The sequence below is a fragment of the Pseudomonas sp. GW823-FHT05G12 genome (assembly GCF_058795575.1).
Genome location: NZ_CM179501.1, coordinates 2,066,942 through 2,083,055, shown reverse-complemented (window position 1 = coordinate 2,083,055; position 16,114 = coordinate 2,066,942). Strand labels below are relative to the sequence as shown.

Here is a 16,114-nt window from a genome sequence, read left to right as displayed (position 1 = left end):
GACGTATTCGCGGGCATGCCCGCTCCCACAGGAGGCGGGGCTGGATCCAAAGCTATGGTGTAACCCAATTTCAAGAACAAGAAGGTGCCCCAGCATGCATTACCCCTCCCTGAACTTCGCCCTGGGCGAGACCATCGACATGCTCCGCGACCAGGTCCGCACCTTCGTCGCCGCTGAACTGGCCCCAAGGGCCGCGCAGATCGACCACGACAACCTGTTCCCCGCCGACATGTGGCGCAAGTTCGGTGACATGGGCCTGCTGGGCATCACCGTACCGGAAGAGTACGGCGGCGCTGGCCTGGGCTACCTGGCCCATGTGGTGTCAATGGAAGAGATCAGCCGTGGCTCCGCCTCGGTGGCGCTGTCCTACGGCGCCCATTCCAACCTGTGCGTCAACCAGATCAACCGCAACGGCACCCACGAGCAGAAGCTCAAGTACCTGCCCAAGCTGATCAGCGGCGAGCACATCGGCGCCTTGGCCATGAGCGAGCCCAATGCCGGCTCCGACGTGGTGTCGATGAAGCTGCGCGCAGAAAAACGCGGCGATCACTACGTACTCAACGGCAGCAAGACCTGGATCACCAACGGTCCCGACGCCAACACCTACGTGATTTACGCCAAGACCGACCTGGACAAGGGTGCGCACGGCATCACCGCGTTCATCGTCGAGCGTGACTGGAAAGGCTTCAGCCGCAGCAACAAGTTCGACAAGCTGGGCATGCGCGGGTCCAACACCTGCGAGCTGTTCTTCGATGGCGTGGAAGTGCCGGCAGAGAACATTCTGGGCCAGCTCAACGGCGGCGTGCGCGTCCTCATGAGCGGCCTGGACTACGAACGCGTGGTGCTGTCCGGCGGCCCGACCGGCATCATGCAAAGCTGCATGGACCTGGTGGTGCCGTATATCCACGACCGCAAGCAATTCGGCCAGAGCATCGGCGAGTTCCAGCTGATCCAGGGCAAGATTGCCGACATGTACACCCAGCTGAACGCCAGCCGCGCCTACCTGTATGCCGTGGCTCAGGCGTGCGACCGTGGCGAAACCACCCGCAAGGACGCTGCCGGCGTGATCCTGTACACCGCCGAGCGTGCCACGCAAATGGCCCTGGAGGCGATCCAGATTCTTGGCGGCAACGGCTATATCAACGAATTTCCGGCTGGCCGCCTGTTGCGCGACGCCAAGCTGTACGAAATCGGTGCCGGCACCAGTGAAATCCGCCGGATGCTGATCGGCCGCGAACTGTTCAACGAAACCCGCTGAACATAAGGGACGGGCGCACATGGCTACCTTGCACACCCAGATCAACCCGCGTTCGGCAGAATTTGCCGTCAACAGCGCGGCCATGCTCGAACAGGTCCAGGCCCTGCGCGGCTTGCTCGCCCAGGTTGCCCAGGGCGGCGGGCCCAAGGCCCAGGAACGGCATACCTCGCGTGGCAAACTGCTGCCGCGCGAGCGTATCGACCGCCTGCTGGACCCGGGCTCGCCGTTCCTCGAAATCGGCCAGTTGGCCGCCCATGAGGTGTACGGCGAAGACGTGCCAGCGGCGGGCGTGATCGCCGGCATCGGCCGCGTGGAAGGCGTGGAATGCATGATCGTGGCCAACGACGCCACGGTAAAAGGCGGTTCGTACTACCCGCTGACGGTGAAGAAGCACCTGCGTGCACAAACCATCGCCCTGCAGAACCGCCTGCCGTGCATCTATCTGGTGGACTCCGGCGGCGCCAACTTGCCACGCCAGGACGAAGTGTTCCCCGACCGCGAGCATTTCGGGCGCATCTTTTTCAACCAGGCCAACATGAGCGCGCAAGGCATCCCGCAGATCGCCGTGGTGATGGGCTCGTGCACCGCTGGCGGCGCCTACGTGCCGGCCATGGCCGACGAAGCGATCATGGTGCGCCAGCAGGCGACCATCTTCCTCGCCGGCCCGCCGCTGGTGAAAGCCGCCACCGGCGAAGTGGTGAGCGCCGAAGACCTCGGCGGCGCCGATGTGCATTGCCGCACCAGCGGCGTCGCCGACCATTATGCCGACAACGACGAACACGCCCTGGCCATCGCGCGACGCAGTGTAGCCAACCTCAACTGGCACAAGCTCGGCAAGCTGCAGCGATTGGCCCCAGTGGCGCCGCTGTATGCCGCCGACGAGCTGTACGGCGTGGTACCGGCGGATGCCAAGCAACCGTTCGACGTGCGCGAAGTGATCGCCCGCATGGTCGATGGCTCGGTGTTCGATGAATTCAAGGCGCTGTTCGGCACCACCCTGGTGTGCGGCTTCGCCCACCTGCACGGCTACCCGGTGGCGATCCTGGCCAACAACGGCATCCTGTTCGCCGAAGCCGCGCAAAAAGGCGCGCACTTCATCGAACTGGCCTGCCAGCGCGGCATCCCTTTGCTGTTCCTGCAGAACATCACCGGTTTCATGGTCGGCAAGAAATACGAAGAAGGCGGCATCGCCAAGCACGGCGCCAAACTGGTCACCGCCGTGGCCTGCGCCCAGGTGCCGAAGTTCACAGTGATCATCGGCGGCAGCTTTGGCGCCGGCAACTACGGCATGTGCGGCCGCGCCTACGACCCGCGCTTCCTGTGGATGTGGCCCAACGCGCGGATTGGCGTGATGGGCGCCGAACAGGCCGCCGGGGTGCTGGCCCAGGTCAAGCGCGAGCAGAGCGAACGCAGCGGCCAGCCATTCAACGCCGAGGATGAGGCCAGGCTCAAGCAGCCGATCCTCGACCAGTACGAACGTCAGGGCCACCCCTATTATTCCAGTGCCCGCCTGTGGGACGACGGCGTCATCGACCCGGCACAGACCCGAGACGTCCTCGGCCTGGCGTTGTCTGCCGCGCTGAACGCGCCGATCGAACCGAGCCGCTTCGGCATTTTCCGGATGTGACCCATGAGCGATTTCAGCACCCTCGAAGTGATCCGCGACCCACGCGGCTTCGCCACCCTGTGGTTAAGCCGCGAGGACAAGAACAACGCCTTCAACGCGCAGATGATCCGCGAGCTGATCGTGGCCATCGACCAGTTGGCCGAAGACGCCAGCCTGCGCTTTGTGCTGCTGCGCGGCCGTGGCCGGCACTTCAGCGCCGGTGCCGACCTGGCCTGGATGCAGCAGTCGGCACAACTGGACTTCAACACCAACCTGGATGACGCCCACGAACTGGGTGAGCTGATGTACGCCCTGCACCGCCTCAAGGCCCCGACCCTGGCCGTGGTGCAAGGCGCAGCCTTCGGCGGCGCGCTGGGTCTGATCAGCTGTTGCGACATGGCCATCGGCGCCGAAGACGCCCAGCTGTGCCTGTCGGAAGTACGCATCGGCCTGGCCCCGGCGGTGATCAGCCCGTTCGTGGTCAAGGCCATTGGCGAACGCGCCGCGCGCCGCTACGCCCTCACCGCCGAGCGTTTCACTGGCGTGCGCGCCCGCGAGCTGGGCCTGTTGGCCGAGGTATACCCGGCCAGCGAACTGGACGACCACGTCGAAGCCTGGGTAAGCAACCTGCTGCAGAACAGCCCACAAGCATTGCGCGCCACCAAGGACTTGCTGCGCGAAGTGGACGACGGCGAACTCAGCCCGGCCCTGCGCCGGTACTGCGAAAACACCATCGCCCGCATCCGCGTCAGCGCCGAAGGCCAGGAGGGCCTGCGCGCTTTCCTGGAAAAACGCCGCCCTGCCTGGCAAACCGTTGACAAGAAGGAGCCGCGCCGATGAGCCGCCCCGCTTTGACCACCCTGCTGGTCGCCAACCGCGGCGAAATCGCCTGCCGGGTGATGCGCACCGCCAAGGCCATGGGCCTGACCACTGTTGCCGTGCACAGCGCCACCGACCGTGACGCCCGGCATAGCCGCGAAGCTGATATCCGCGTGGATCTCGGTGGCACCAAGGCCGCCGAAAGCTACCTGCTGGTCGACAAGCTGCTGGCAGCAGCCAAGGCCAGCGGCGCCCAGGCTATCCACCCAGGTTATGGCTTTCTGTCCGAGAACGCAGGTTTCGCCCGCGCCATCGAGCAGGCCGGGCTGATATTCCTCGGCCCACCGGCCAGCGCCATCGACGCCATGGGCAGCAAATCGGCAGCCAAGGCACTGATGGAAGCGGCCGGCGTGCCGTTGGTGCCGGGCTACCACGGCGAGGCCCAGGACCTGGACACTTTCCTAGCCGCCGCCGAACGCATCGGCTACCCGGTGCTGCTCAAGGCCAGCGCTGGTGGCGGTGGCAAGGGCATGAAAGTGGTCGAGGAAGAAAGCCAACTGGCCGACGCCCTGGCCTCGGCCCAGCGTGAGGCACAGTCGTCGTTCGGCGATGCGCGCATGCTGGTGGAAAAGTACGTGCTCAAGCCACGCCACGTGGAGATTCAGGTGTTCGCCGACCAGCACGGCAACTGCCTGTACCTCAACGAGCGCGACTGTTCCATTCAGCGCCGCCACCAGAAGGTGGTGGAAGAGGCCCCGGCCCCCGGCCTGTCGCCCGAACTGCGCCGGGCCATGGGCGAAGCGGCGGTGCGTGCCGCTCAGGCTATCGGTTACGTGGGTGCCGGCACCGTGGAGTTTCTGCTTGATGCACGTGGCGAATTCTTCTTCATGGAGATGAACACTCGCCTGCAGGTGGAACACCCGGTCACCGAGGCCATAACCGGCCTGGACCTTGTTGCCTGGCAAATTCGCGTGGCCTGCGGCGAAGCCCTGCCGATCACACAGGAACAGGTGCCGCTGATCGGCCATGCCATCGAAGTACGCCTGTATGCCGAAGACCCGGCCAACGATTTCTTACCCGCGACCGGCAAATTGGCGCTGTACCGTGAATCGGCGCCTGGCGAAGGCCGGCGGGTGGACAGCGGGGTCAGCGAAGGCGATGTGGTGTCGCCGTTCTACGACCCGATGCTGGGCAAGCTGATTGCCTGGGGCGAAGACCGCGAGCAGGCGCGCTTGCGCTTGCTGGCCATGCTCGACGAGTTCGCCATTGGCGGGCTGAAAACCAACATTGCCTTCCTGCGGCGCATTCTCGCCCACCCGGCATTTGCTGCGGCGGAGCTGGATACCGGCTTCATTCCGCGTCATCAGGCGGTTCTGCTGCCTGCGCCGCAAGCACTGCCGGCAGCCTTCTGGGAAGCGGCGGCAGAGGCGTGGCTGCAGGGCCAGGGGGTCCATCAGCGCGAAGACGACCGCCATTCACCTTGGGGCGGGCGTAACGGCCTGCGCTTGGGCCTACCGGCACGCAGCAGCTTGCATCTGGTGAGCGCTGGGCAAGATCAGGCAGTGGCCCTGGAACGCAGCGCTGCTTCTACCTGGCAGCTGCAAGGTGAGCAGTTGGTGCATGACCAGAACGGCGTGCGTCGCCAGCATCTGGCAATCCGTCGGGGTGGCACGCTGTACCTGCACTGGGATGGTGAAATGCATGCCATCGAAGCTTTCGACCCGATTGCCGAGGCTGAAGCCAGCCACAGCCATCAGGGTGGGATGGGTGCGCCCATGAACGGCAGTATCGTGCGGGTGCTGGTCGAACCTGGCCAGGTGGTGGAAGCCGGTACTGCGCTGGTGGTACTGGAGGCCATGAAGATGGAGCACAGCATTCGTGCGCCGCATGCCGGCACGGTGAAGGCGCTGTTCTGCCTGGAGGGGGATATGGTCAGCGAAGGGACTGTGCTGGTCGAACTGGTGGAATAACGGTGCCGGAGGGCCGCTTTGCGGCCCTAACGCAACACAAGGCCGCCCCTGCAACAGCCCGTAGGAGCGGGTTCACCCGCGAAAGGGCCGGGCCTGCTGGCCAATCTCCACCCGCTGTTCACCGCTGCCGCCGCTACCGTATTCGCGGGTAAACCCGCTCCTACGCCCGATCGGGGGTGGACACACATCGGTGATTGGGCGCAGGCCGCGTGTAGGAGCGGGTTCACCCGCGAAAGGGCCGGTCCTGCCGGCCAATTTCCACCCGCCGTTCACCGTTGCCGCCGCTACCGTATTCGCGGGTAAACCCGCTCCTACACCCGATCGGGGGTGGACACACATCGGTGATTGGGCGCAGGCCGCGTGTAGGAGCGGGTTTACCCGCGAAAGGGCCGGTCCTGCCGGCCAATTTCCACCCGCCGTTCACCGTTGCTGCCGCCACCGTATTAGCGGGTAAACCCGCACCTATCGGGGGTGGACACACATTGGTGATTGGGCGCAGGCCGCGTGTAGGAGCGGGTTCACCCGCGAAAGGGCCGGTCCTGCTGGCCAATTTCCACCCGCCGTTCACCGCTGCCGCCGCCACCGTATTCGCGGGTAAACCCGCTCCTACGCCCGATCGGGGGTGGACACACATTGGTGATTGGGCGCAGGCCGCGTGTAGGAGCGGGTTTACCCGCGAAAGGGCCGGTCCTGCCGGCCAATTTCCACCCGCCGTTCACCGTTGCTGCCGCCACCGTATTAGCGGGTAAACCCGCACCTATCGGGGGTGGACACACATCGGTGATTGGGCGCAGGCCGCGTGTAGGAGCGGGTTTACCCGCGAAAGGGCCGGTCCTGCCGGCCAATTTCCACCCGCCGTTCACCGTTGCTGCCGCCACCGTATTCGCGGGTAAACCCGCACCTATCGGGGGTGGACACACATCGGTGATTGGGCGCAGGCCGCGTGTAATCGATGGACTCGCCCCCGCCGAGGCATCACAGTGCCACGGTGGTGTTCGAAGAAGCCAACGGCAGCGAGGGCGAGACCATGAAAAAGCATAGTTCGAAACACGATTCCCTGTCTTCCACTGATGTGGAGCTTTGCACAACCATCTGCGTAGACCTGGCCAAACAGGTCTTCCAATTAGCAGGCGAGGACGCTACTGGTCGGGTGATCTACGAAGATCGCATCAAATCCCGCCAAGCGTTCCACGATTTCCTGCTCAGGCTGCCAACGACCGTGGCCGTCTTGATGGAGTGCGGTCCAGGTGCACAAGCCTGGGCCAGACTGCTGCAGGCCAAAGGTAATCCGGTTCGCATCCTGCCGGCGCAACGTGTCGCCGAACATCGCAGCGGTGCAAAGAACGATCGTAACGACTGCTATGCCATTTTGCGTGCCGGTCGCGATACGAGCATCGCTTCGATACCGATCAAGAGCACCACAGCACTGGCTATTCAAGCGCTGCACCGTATCCGGCGCGGTAACATCAAGCGACATACCGCGCTGGGTAATCAGATCCGTGGTTTGCTACTTGAGCATGGCGTATCCATGCCCCAGGGCGATGCTGCGATCAATAAGCATGTGCCTCAGGCGCTTGAGGATGCTTCCTTGCCTCTACCCGACCTGTTGCGCGAGTTGCTCGATGAGTTGCTGATGGACTGGTTGTCTCTAGGTGAACGCATAGCGGCGCTGAGCCGCCGGCTCGAAGCGACTGCCCAAGAGGATAAAGTCGCTCAGCGACTGATCACCATTCGCGGCGTCGGCCCTATCATTGCCACGGCGATCGTGGCGAAACAGACCGACCCCAGCCGCTTCGCCAGTGGCCGAATGTATTCCGCCTTCTTCGGCATCGTGCCCGATCAGCACAGCAGCGGAAACAAAATCAGATTGGGCAAGATGAGCAAGCGCGGTGACGGCTACATACGCAGCCTGATGATCCAGGGCGCGCATTCCGTCTTGAGCCAGCTAAGGCCTGATTCCGATCAGCCAGATGATCGCCGCCTCTTGCGCTGGCTATCCCGCCTTGGGCGCAAGGAGGCGGCGATCAGGCTGGCTAATCGAAATCTGCGGATTATCTGGGCCCTGTTACAGAGCGATCAGGTTTACCAACGCAAACCGAACGAAAAACCGGAGGCGGCTATGAGCCTCTGACCAACCGGGTAATGCCACCGGGGCGCTAGGCGCTCCAACCCCTGCTAGTGAACATTGACCCTAGGTAAGACCGTCGCAGACCGATGCCTCCGCTCCTACAGGCCTGATAGTGGCCTCAATGTAAACGGCACACTGCGAGCTCACCACGATGTTGGCCAGAAGCAAAAAGCTTCCTCGAACAGGCCTGATACATAGATGCAACCGGGTTCCTATGTTCAAAAAAGCAGCTAGACAGTGTGGGCGAGTCCATACATAGGAGCGGGTTCACCCGCGAAAGGGCCGGCCCTGCTGGCCAACTTCCACCCGCCGTTCACCGTAGCCGCCACTCCTCAAACCCTTTCAAAAGGCCCCATGCACCCGCACGACCACCCCAAGAAATTCGCAACCCTCTTCGCACAACAGCGCCGGGTAGTTACTGTTCAATGCCTTCAGATAACGCTGCCCACCTTCCTCGGCCAGCTCGCGGAAAATCGCCGGCTTGCCCGGCTGACGAGCGATAACCAAACGCCCCGCCTCAGCCTCTACACCTGGGTCCACCAGCATCCGCATGCCCTGCGGCACACTGCGGCCACTGACAGCGCTCATGGCATCGTTTTCCACGGTTAGCCAGAACGCCTTGCCCTGTGCCAGGTAGTCAGTCTGCTCGAAAACAGCAGGCTCTACAGCCGTCGCAGCCTCTAACTCACTCCAACCCAGCACCGGGTAACGGAAGCAAACGATGTACCGCATGAGGTCGAGTTCATCATCGTCTGCTATCTCGTAAACACTACGCTCCTCGCCAACCTGCCCCTGGATACGCAGCTGCAGGCTGACGTTGTAATGAGGCATTCCAAGCTCGACGAACGTGCGGTTCATCGATTCGATTTTCGGCTGACGCCGCTTGTTCACCCAATGACCGACACTGCCTTGAGACACACCAACGCGCTCGGCAAGCTGCTCTTGAGTGAGCCCTAGCTCCTCCATCCGGTCACGGACGAGGGCAATCCATTTATCCATATTCATCGCTGGCACGATACGGACTGCCTTCAAGCGCTCAATAAACATTCAGTATTATTTATCGGGAAGAATAAAAATACTGTAGGTATTACCATCGACCTGACCCCTTCCCTACTGGCTCCGGCAGGTATCAGGATGAAACTACCGAAAAACGACGAAACAGATCTCGACAGCGAAGCAGCCCGCCGCGCGCTCGACTATTACCTCAACCCCAACCCACCGCGGCCCACCCTGGACAACAGGATCTGGACCCTGCACGAAGGCGTAACCGGCGAACAGGCCAAGGAACACGCCATCGCCCTGCTGCGCTGCGCTGCGGCCACCGCCCAGGAAACCGCCACCCACCAGCACGGCAGCCAGCGCGAACTGACGTTCGCGTTGATGCACATGATGGACATGGCTCGCGCCCTGCTGGAGCACAAACACACCGAGTGACCGGGTTTATAGACAAGAAAGGAGGGAGAGAACGTGATGGCCGCGTAACGGCAAAAGCCCCGATTGCCGGGACAAGGAAGCGCGCCGGTAAAACTTTTTTACCGGATTAGCGAAAATTCATTTGACTGCCAAATGATAACGATTATTATTGCACTCAGCTGATCGCGAGATCCGCTGGATAACCTGAAAGCTTAGGTCGCTCTCAGATTATCTCCTCATCAGGCTAATCACGGTTTTTGACCCGGCTTTTTTGCCGGGTCTTTTTTTTGGCTCTTCAGGCTAATGAAGATCGTGATGGCGCGCATGATAGCAAAGGTGTTTCAGGGCGTGAACGCTCGTTACAAAACTTTGCGGAATCAGCACTTGAGAATCAATCTCGTTTCCACTAAGCTGTTTCCGCATCAAGGAAGATGCCCCCTCCTCCCCTTTATAGAGCAAGGAGCTGTCCATGACCCGTCTGCTGCTGCCCCTTGAGCACCCCACTCCTGCTACCGAGCATGATGCCGACGATGCCCTGCTGCATGCACTGAAGCGGCTACCACGGCGCGTACAGCAAGTATTCCTGCTTAACCGCCTCGATCAGCTGGACTTCGCCAGCATTGCTGTGCGCCTTGACCTGCCACTGGCGAGTATCGAGCGCAACATGGGCCAGGCGCTGCAAGCCGGCCGCTCGCGCCGGGATGTGCTGGCGAGCGTGGCCGGGCAATGGTATGTGCGCTTGCAGAGCCCGCAGGTGACGGCGTGCGAGCGTATCGACTTCCGCCGCTGGCTGGATGCCGATACGGCGAACTTGCAGGCGTTTCACGATACGGAACTGCGGTGGCGCAGCCTGCTGGCGCCGGCACGGCAATTGGGCCATGACGGCTGGTATCGGCAAGGCCGGGCGGCGCTGTCGCTGGGTGGCTGCTCGGTTGCGGTCGGGCTGGGTGTGGCGGCGTTGGTACTGGTTGGGTTCTGGGCTTGATCAGCGCTTCAACATGCCTGTAAGTCCCTGCCCGTGCGTATGCCCGACTTCAGTTGCTCGATAGCCTGGGTACAGTAATGCCGTGCCTGGACTCGCGCTTCGTTTTGCACCACCTCCTGCTTACATGACAGGCACATCCGCCTGCTCGACCAACGCCACCCTCGCTGGCTGTTGCAACAACCCTCGGGGCAACCGAAAACCTTTGAACGGTTGTTGAGTAATTGGGTTGAAGGCTTTTTCCGCGTTCAGCCGGTAGCGCATCACACCATCACCCGTCCTGAAGCTCAGGTCCACGCTGGTTGCCGTGCGTCCATTGAGCGAACCGCGGCTCAGCAGGCGGAACATCGACCAAGGCCCTCGATACTCCAGGCTGCTGCTATTGCCGTTCTGCCTGAGCAGGGTCAGGTTGCTGCGCACGTGTTGCCCCAAGGTATTGGGCCAGACAATACCGGTGATCTGGCTTGGGCCGTGGGTGTAGGAAATCAGCTGCCCATCCAGATCCAGCAGGCTGGTGCGTTGATTTGCACTGAGCCCCAATGGCTCGATGCTGAACTGCACGCTGAGGTTACCGCGCTGATCAAAGAACGTTTCGCGGATGCGATCAGCCAGTTTCAGCTGCTCGATCACATCAGTACGGATCAGGGAACGCCCCTGCAGACCAGCCTGCAAGGCCTCCAGATTGTCCTTGAGGAAGAGCTTCAGGTATTGATCCTGGAACTGCTGCAGTCGCCCATTCGGTCCAAAGAACGCTTCAAAGTCTTCCAGCGAAGCGTCGGGTGCCCTGACGACGAATGGGTAGCGCTCGGCCAGGCGCTGCTGGAAGAAGCTGTAGACTTCAGCATCCCACCGTCGCTCCAGCTCGCGCAGCGCTTCAACGTTCAGCACTTGCGCCGTTTGCTCTGCCACCTTTCTGACGTGATGATTGATTGGCTCCGGCAAGCCAGTGGCGACGCGTTGCAAGGTGCCGATGGGGTCGTGCCCGGTCATTGAAAAGCGCTGATGCACCGCGTGCAGCGCGGCCTTGCCCCGGTCTGGGCTACCCTGTACCGCCTTGGCATAGTCGTGGACGGCGGCTATGGCTGCGTGGGTTTCATCGTAATAGCTCGGCTTTTCGCCTGCCGCGTGCAACATGGCGTTCAAGCCTGCAAACGCCCGCTGGATGGCCAGCGCCTGTTGCTGCTCGGGCTTGCTGTTGACCGAAACAAGCGAGGGGGCCTCATCCGCCACGCCAACATTCATTGGTGATAACAGCGAAAAGTTGTCGCGAACCGTCTCCAGCAATCGGTGCAACGGCGCCGCTGGCCCGGCCAACTGTTCAAGGATCGTGACGCCATGATCCAGGTCTCGAAAATCCGCCACGGAGAATGCGTTCAAGGCGCGGCGCCAGCTGTCGATGTAGTCGGCGCTGTACAGGTTGCGCAGGCGCTCGTTCAGCGCAGCCTGGTCGGCATCGGAGTAGTCCAGTTGAGCACGTTCCCCCAGTGCCCACTGGTCGATCATTGCCATTTCCGTAAAGCGCTGACTACGCGGTTCAAAATACTCCTTGAAGCCTTTGGCGGTGAGCATGGGCGCCAGCAAAACACCATTGTCGCCCTGGCTCGAGCCGGAAGACAGCTGGTAAACGACATCGAACGCAGGCCCCACCTGATGACGCAGGTCCAGACCGGTATGCAACTGCTCCTGGGCCTGCTGCTTCAGGCCTGCATACACGCGTTGTGGCAACGGCACCTTGCGCAAGGTCTGCTGCACGTCGCTGACACGCTGGCGATACTGCGGCAGGTCGGTATCCGCGTAGGCCAGGGCATACTTCAGGTGCCGCATGAGGTCACGTTGCAGCTGCCCCTGGCCGGGGAAGGCCTGTTGCCACTGTCGCGCCATCCAGTCTTCGACCCATTCCGCTCGGCGGTTCCGGCGATCCTCGATCATCCGGTAAACCCGGAGCGCGGCCATTTGCTGCTCGCTGCCGGGGGGCGCCGCATCCATGGCATCGATCACGCCGCTGGCCAACGCAGGCAAGAAACGCCTGGACAACAAACTGAGGTACGCCTCATCCACGGTCGGCCCGATGGCACGGCCCTGGTACAGCCCCAGATCAGCAACACCCGGCCACGCAGCGCGGTAGTCGCCAAACACTGCTACCGCATCGCGGATCTGGTCCAGCGGCTCCAGCAAGTTGCGCCCGGTCGGGTCCAGACGCTGATCCACTTCGTGATGGCTGTACTCCCGGCTCTTGGCCAGCACGCTGGCGGCCTTGACGCCATTGATGTCGAAGTAACGATGCCAGCTGGCGATGGCGGCACAGAAGGCCAGAACGCCTACAGAAGCACCCACCCACAGCAATTGTCGCTTGCGCCGTGCCACCCTGACGTTGTCGCCGGCAAGGCCGGCCTCCTTGTAGATGACCCGCCCAAAGGCCTGTTGAATGAAGTAGGCCAACGCCTTGCCCTGCGCCTTGCCCTCCAGCAAGGGGAGGCTGGTCTTGTAAGGCTGCGCCGCCTCACGGACAAAGGCGTTGCGCACGTCACCGTGCTGTACGACTGACGACCAATACACACCGCGCACCAGCGCCGGGGTGGTGAAACGGTCACTTGCCAAGGTCTCGCGCAGAAAGCTCAACAGTATTGGACGCAACCCGAGCAACTGCCTATGCAGTGAGTAGAGACGTGAACGCAACGCAGGGCTACCCTGCACGTCCAGACGATCGATCACCTGCTCGAACAGCTGCTCCAGCAACCGATCGTAGTGTTCGCCATACTCGCCCAGCCAAGCGTCGAAGGTGTCGACAGCATCCAGCTTGAACGTGAATCCAAACAGGCTATTGCGCTTGGCGGCCGAAAGCTTGCTGTAGAATTGGTCGAAGCCGTCCAGCAGATCGAACTTGCTCAACACGACATACAGCGGCAAGCGCGAGCCCAACTGGCTGCTCGCCTCGTAAAGACGTGTGCGCAGCAGGTGGGCAAGTGCCGTGCGTTGCTCGACGGTACCGTGCAGCAGCGCGGGCAGGTCGACAACCAGCACCAGGCCGTTTAGGGCTCTCTGGCTTCGATTGCGCTGCAGCCAATCCAACAGATGCTGCCACAGTTTGGCTTGGGTTCCAGACGGTACCGAAGACTCAACGTCAGTGGAGTCACTGCCCAGCGAATCTGCGGGGCCGTTCTGGCTGATAAAGGCACCGGGCGGGTCGATGATCACCGCGTCATTGCTGATCCACCACCCCACGGGGTAGGCGAGCGCCTGCGCTGGCCGTCCCCGTGCCTGCGCCTTGTCGATGCGGGTCAACGAGAAACTTTGATCGGTGCAGTCAATAAAGCTGCTCTTGCCGGCCTGCCTGGCGCCCAGCACGAGGTACCACGGCAATCGGTACAGCGCGCGACGCCCACCGGCATTGTCCAGGTAGCGTGCAAGCGCTTGGCTCAACGCCTTCTCTTGTGCATGAACGAACGGTTGCGCCGGATCCACCTCGGCAGCCATCGCCTGCTGACGTTCTGCTTGCAAGCGGCGAAAGCGCGTTCTCAAGACAACCAGCCAGCACAACAGCGCCACCAACACGAACACCAGGCTGGCCATACTACGATGCGCCACACTGGCCAACGGCTGCTGATCGCGCCACGTCCATTGCGGGCCGAGCCACCAGATGGCGACCAGCATCAGCACAGCGCCAAGCCCAAGTAGCAGCGGCATTGCCAGACCGATACGGGTCATCAGCGGCCAGCCCCAACGTTTGAGGTACTTCCAGAGTTGATTCATCGAGGCTCCTGCTCCTTGTTCCGATCGGCCAGCACGTGGGAGGACGCGTATTGTTGAAGCCGCTGAAATACCTCGGGCTCCCAGTCGCTGGCGGTGGTTTGCTGCATCGTGCGCGCTACCCCGGCGCACAGGTCCTGGGCCAACCAGGACACGCCTCGTGCGGCCAACAGGTCCGCTGCGATGAGGGTGGTATGGCAGCGCTCGCGAGGGGCTCGAAAATCTGCCTGCATCCCCTGCAGCCTTAGCAACACCGGTTCTACGCCGCCGCTTTCCAGCTGGCTGACCAGTTCTTCGCGAAGGCTGGTGAACTCTTGAGAAGCTCCGGTTTGCCCGGATTGCCCGTCTGCCCCTTTGAGCCAGGCCAGGCATTGGTCGTCGACAAACACCCGACCGTCGCTGAAGCACAGCTGCTGCAGCGCTGGCATGCGCAGCACGAAACGAGCGGTCGCCGCACGGATGGCCTCAGCCACTTCGCCCATCGCCAGCCGCGACGCGGCGGTTGCGGCAAGGAAGCTGCCGCGAATCCAGAAGGGCGAAGCCGACACACTTTTTTCCACCCGCTGGAGCAACGCCGCGTCGATTACGGTACCGGCGATGGCCTCCTCGTAGTCGCTGGCAATATCCCGCGGCACTGCCATCAACTCTGTACGGTTGCCCTGGCGGGTTTGCGGTGCGGCCTGGATGTGGGCCCACAGACCGAAGCGACGCAGTTGGTAGCCGGTCGGGTCGTAAGGGTCCTGCTGGTTGATCAGCTCGGCCATGCTCAGGATGGCTCGTCGCGTCTCGCGCTCGTTACCGATCGACATGCAGGGTTTCGGCGTGGCGATGACATCCACCAGCGGCGCAGGTTGGGGGCTCTCCACCGGGGCCTTGGGCGCATCGCACTCGCCAATACCGTTGGCAAGCGCCGTGTGTTTGCGCAACAGGCGCTCCAGCTCACCCAGAACAGCCGGGTCAAGCTGGGCGGCTTCCTGCTGACGTAGCAAACGGGCCAATGCACCCTTCGCCGCTGCGGCGTGAGCCGGGGTGTAGGTGAAACGATCAAGGCGCGGCAGCGCATCGATCAAGCGATTGAGCACCAGGCCAACGACCTTGCGCTTGGTCAGGAAGCCCTTCGGGCCAGGCGCTGGATGAGCGGTTTCCCAATAGCCTTCGATCATTCCGCCCAGCAACGCCAAGGTGAACCCCCAGCGCTCCCAACAACCACTGCGCAGCCACGCAACGCTCAAGTGCGCGACGATCCGCAGATGCTTGCACTGTCGCTCCAGGTACTGACCGGAGGCCTCCTCGATGTAGTCCCAGTCGATAGACGCTTCCTGCAGCCCACCCAGCTTGACCATCTCCTGGTCAATGGCCTGGTAGGTTTCGTCTTCCCCATCGAACAGCCCCGCCGGTACCTGGGCATCGATGGGTGCGAGCAACCGTGTGATTTCTTGCGCCTCGACCTCAGCTACCAGCGACATGTCTTGCGAGCCTCGTCGATAAGCGGGTCCAGCCCCTGAGCGTCAAAAACGAGTCCATCAACGGCAGGGTTGTCGCTCTCTACGTGAATGCGATGGGCCCCGATCAATTGCTTGATCTGCTCGATACCCGGCAAGCCTCTGCCGGCGTCGAGCACTTGGCCGTTTTCCATCACTTGCCACGGTGTGGGTACAGTAGCGCCCCGCTCCCCTCTCAACCGCACCTGCACTCGGCTGGCATCGACGGGTTGGGCGGTGACCAGTTGCAACCTCGAGATGTTCTGCACGCAGCTGATGATCAGGTATAGGGCGATTCACTCAGACGGATCCAATTGGCTTGGCAGGGGGAGAAAACCTCTATCAATATGCTCCCAACCCCAATTTATGGATCGACCCTTGGGGATTGACTTGCGATCCGACGGACAAAGTCAACTGGAAAAGCGTTAAACAATTTGGACATACATTTTCCGTACATGGCGCTGGAGCCAAGAACACTCAACGCTTAACTGACAGAGCACGTACCGGAAACAACCAAGGACAATGGTTAAACAATGAAGAGGCGGCCAAAATAATTGCAAAAATTAAAAGCAACGAACCAACAAAAATCAAAATCCCTGAAGGACTTGGTCAAGTAATCACGCCCCATGGAGATATCATTCCAACAAGGGCGGCGATTGTAGCACCTAAAGACGACGGAATTAGAACCGCCTACCCCATACTGGAATGAC

The 16,114-nt window shown here is 61.9% G+C and carries 10 protein-coding genes and 2 pseudogenes; 8 read left to right on the top strand and 4 right to left on the bottom strand.

All coding sequences use genetic code 11. The features are described from left to right. The first annotated feature begins 94 nt into the window (after positions 1-94). The 5 genes from AC3RCM_RS09410 (at position 95) to AC3RCM_RS09390 (ending at position 7,784) form a co-directional block, all read left to right on the top strand. Entirely contained in the window at positions 95-1,258 is a 1,164-nt protein-coding gene (locus AC3RCM_RS09410) for an isovaleryl-CoA dehydrogenase (RefSeq protein WP_003251317.1), read from the top strand. A gap of 19 nt (positions 1,259-1,277) precedes the next feature. Continuing rightward, entirely contained in the window at positions 1,278-2,885 is a 1,608-nt protein-coding gene (locus tag AC3RCM_RS09405) for a carboxyl transferase domain-containing protein (protein ID WP_104886366.1), read from the top strand. A gap of 3 nt (positions 2,886-2,888) precedes the next feature. Further along, positions 2,889-3,704, top strand: a complete 816-nt coding sequence (locus AC3RCM_RS09400; protein ID WP_064491954.1) for a gamma-carboxygeranoyl-CoA hydratase — start codon at positions 2,889-2,891, stop codon at positions 3,702-3,704. Further along, entirely contained in the window at positions 3,701-5,653 is a 1,953-nt protein-coding gene (locus AC3RCM_RS09395; RefSeq protein ID WP_064491955.1) for an acetyl/propionyl/methylcrotonyl-CoA carboxylase subunit alpha, read from the top strand. The genes AC3RCM_RS09400 and AC3RCM_RS09395 overlap by 4 nt, the downstream gene beginning before the upstream one ends. A gap of 1,072 nt (positions 5,654-6,725) precedes the next feature. Then, the gene (locus AC3RCM_RS09390) at positions 6,726-7,784 is read left to right on the top strand and encodes an IS110-like element ISPpu11 family transposase (RefSeq protein ID WP_405314606.1); all 1,059 of its coding nucleotides are present in this window, start codon (positions 6,726-6,728) and stop codon (positions 7,782-7,784) included. Between the two features lie 339 nt (positions 7,785-8,123). Here AC3RCM_RS09390 and AC3RCM_RS09385 read toward each other — a convergent pair whose 3' ends face one another. After that, positions 8,124-8,828: a LexA family transcriptional regulator gene (locus AC3RCM_RS09385; RefSeq protein ID WP_010954860.1), complete on the bottom strand. Its 705-nt coding sequence runs from the start codon at positions 8,826-8,828 to the stop codon at positions 8,124-8,126. Positions 8,829-8,915: 87 nt separating this feature from the next. On the opposite strand from AC3RCM_RS09385, the gene AC3RCM_RS09380 reads away from it, so the two are divergent. Further along, on the top strand, positions 8,916-9,215 hold the full coding sequence (locus AC3RCM_RS09380) for a DUF6124 family protein (protein WP_010954861.1): 300 nt from the start codon (positions 8,916-8,918) through the stop codon (positions 9,213-9,215). Between the two features lie 448 nt (positions 9,216-9,663). Continuing rightward, entirely contained in the window at positions 9,664-10,179 is a 516-nt protein-coding gene (locus AC3RCM_RS09375; RefSeq protein WP_064491956.1) for a DUF4880 domain-containing protein, read from the top strand. A gap of 120 nt (positions 10,180-10,299) precedes the next feature. Here the strand turns inward: AC3RCM_RS09375 and tssM are convergent, their stop codons facing one another. From tssM to vasI, 3 genes and pseudogenes are all read right to left on the bottom strand, one after another. After that, complete coding sequence (gene tssM, locus AC3RCM_RS09370; RefSeq protein WP_492629538.1) at positions 10,300-13,926, bottom strand: type VI secretion system membrane subunit TssM; 3,627 nt, start codon at positions 13,924-13,926, stop codon at positions 10,300-10,302. Next, positions 13,923-15,389, bottom strand: a complete 1,467-nt coding sequence (gene tssA / locus AC3RCM_RS09365) for a type VI secretion system protein TssA (protein ID WP_409322336.1) — start codon at positions 15,387-15,389, stop codon at positions 13,923-13,925. The genes tssM and tssA overlap by 4 nt, the downstream gene beginning before the upstream one ends. Beyond that, positions 15,377-15,691, bottom strand: a pseudogene (gene vasI, locus AC3RCM_RS09360) (type VI secretion system-associated protein VasI); the annotation flags it as partial. The pseudogene vasI and the gene tssA, both read right to left, overlap by 13 nt. Here vasI and AC3RCM_RS09355 point away from each other — a divergent pair. Beyond that, positions 15,691-16,113, top strand: a pseudogene (locus AC3RCM_RS09355) (RHS repeat-associated core domain-containing protein); the annotation flags it as partial. The pseudogenes vasI and AC3RCM_RS09355 overlap by 1 nt on opposite strands. Position 16,114 lies beyond the last annotated feature (1 nt).

Coding starts and splice junctions, on each gene's coding strand:
- AC3RCM_RS09410 (WP_003251317.1), top strand. CDS start 95: ATGCATTACCCCTCCCTGAACTTCGCCCTGGGCGAGACCATCGACATG.
- AC3RCM_RS09405 (WP_104886366.1), top strand. CDS start 1,278: ATGGCTACCTTGCACACCCAGATCAACCCGCGTTCGGCAGAATTTGCC.
- AC3RCM_RS09400 (WP_064491954.1), top strand. CDS start 2,889: ATGAGCGATTTCAGCACCCTCGAAGTGATCCGCGACCCACGCGGCTTC.
- AC3RCM_RS09395 (WP_064491955.1), top strand. CDS start 3,701: ATGAGCCGCCCCGCTTTGACCACCCTGCTGGTCGCCAACCGCGGCGAA.
- AC3RCM_RS09385 (WP_010954860.1), bottom strand. CDS start 8,828: ATGTTTATTGAGCGCTTGAAGGCAGTCCGTATCGTGCCAGCGATGAAT.
- AC3RCM_RS09380 (WP_010954861.1), top strand. CDS start 8,916: ATGAAACTACCGAAAAACGACGAAACAGATCTCGACAGCGAAGCAGCC.
- AC3RCM_RS09375 (WP_064491956.1), top strand. CDS start 9,664: ATGACCCGTCTGCTGCTGCCCCTTGAGCACCCCACTCCTGCTACCGAG.
- tssM (WP_492629538.1), bottom strand. CDS start 13,926: ATGAATCAACTCTGGAAGTACCTCAAACGTTGGGGCTGGCCGCTGATG.
- tssA (WP_409322336.1), bottom strand. CDS start 15,389: ATGTCGCTGGTAGCTGAGGTCGAGGCGCAAGAAATCACACGGTTGCTC.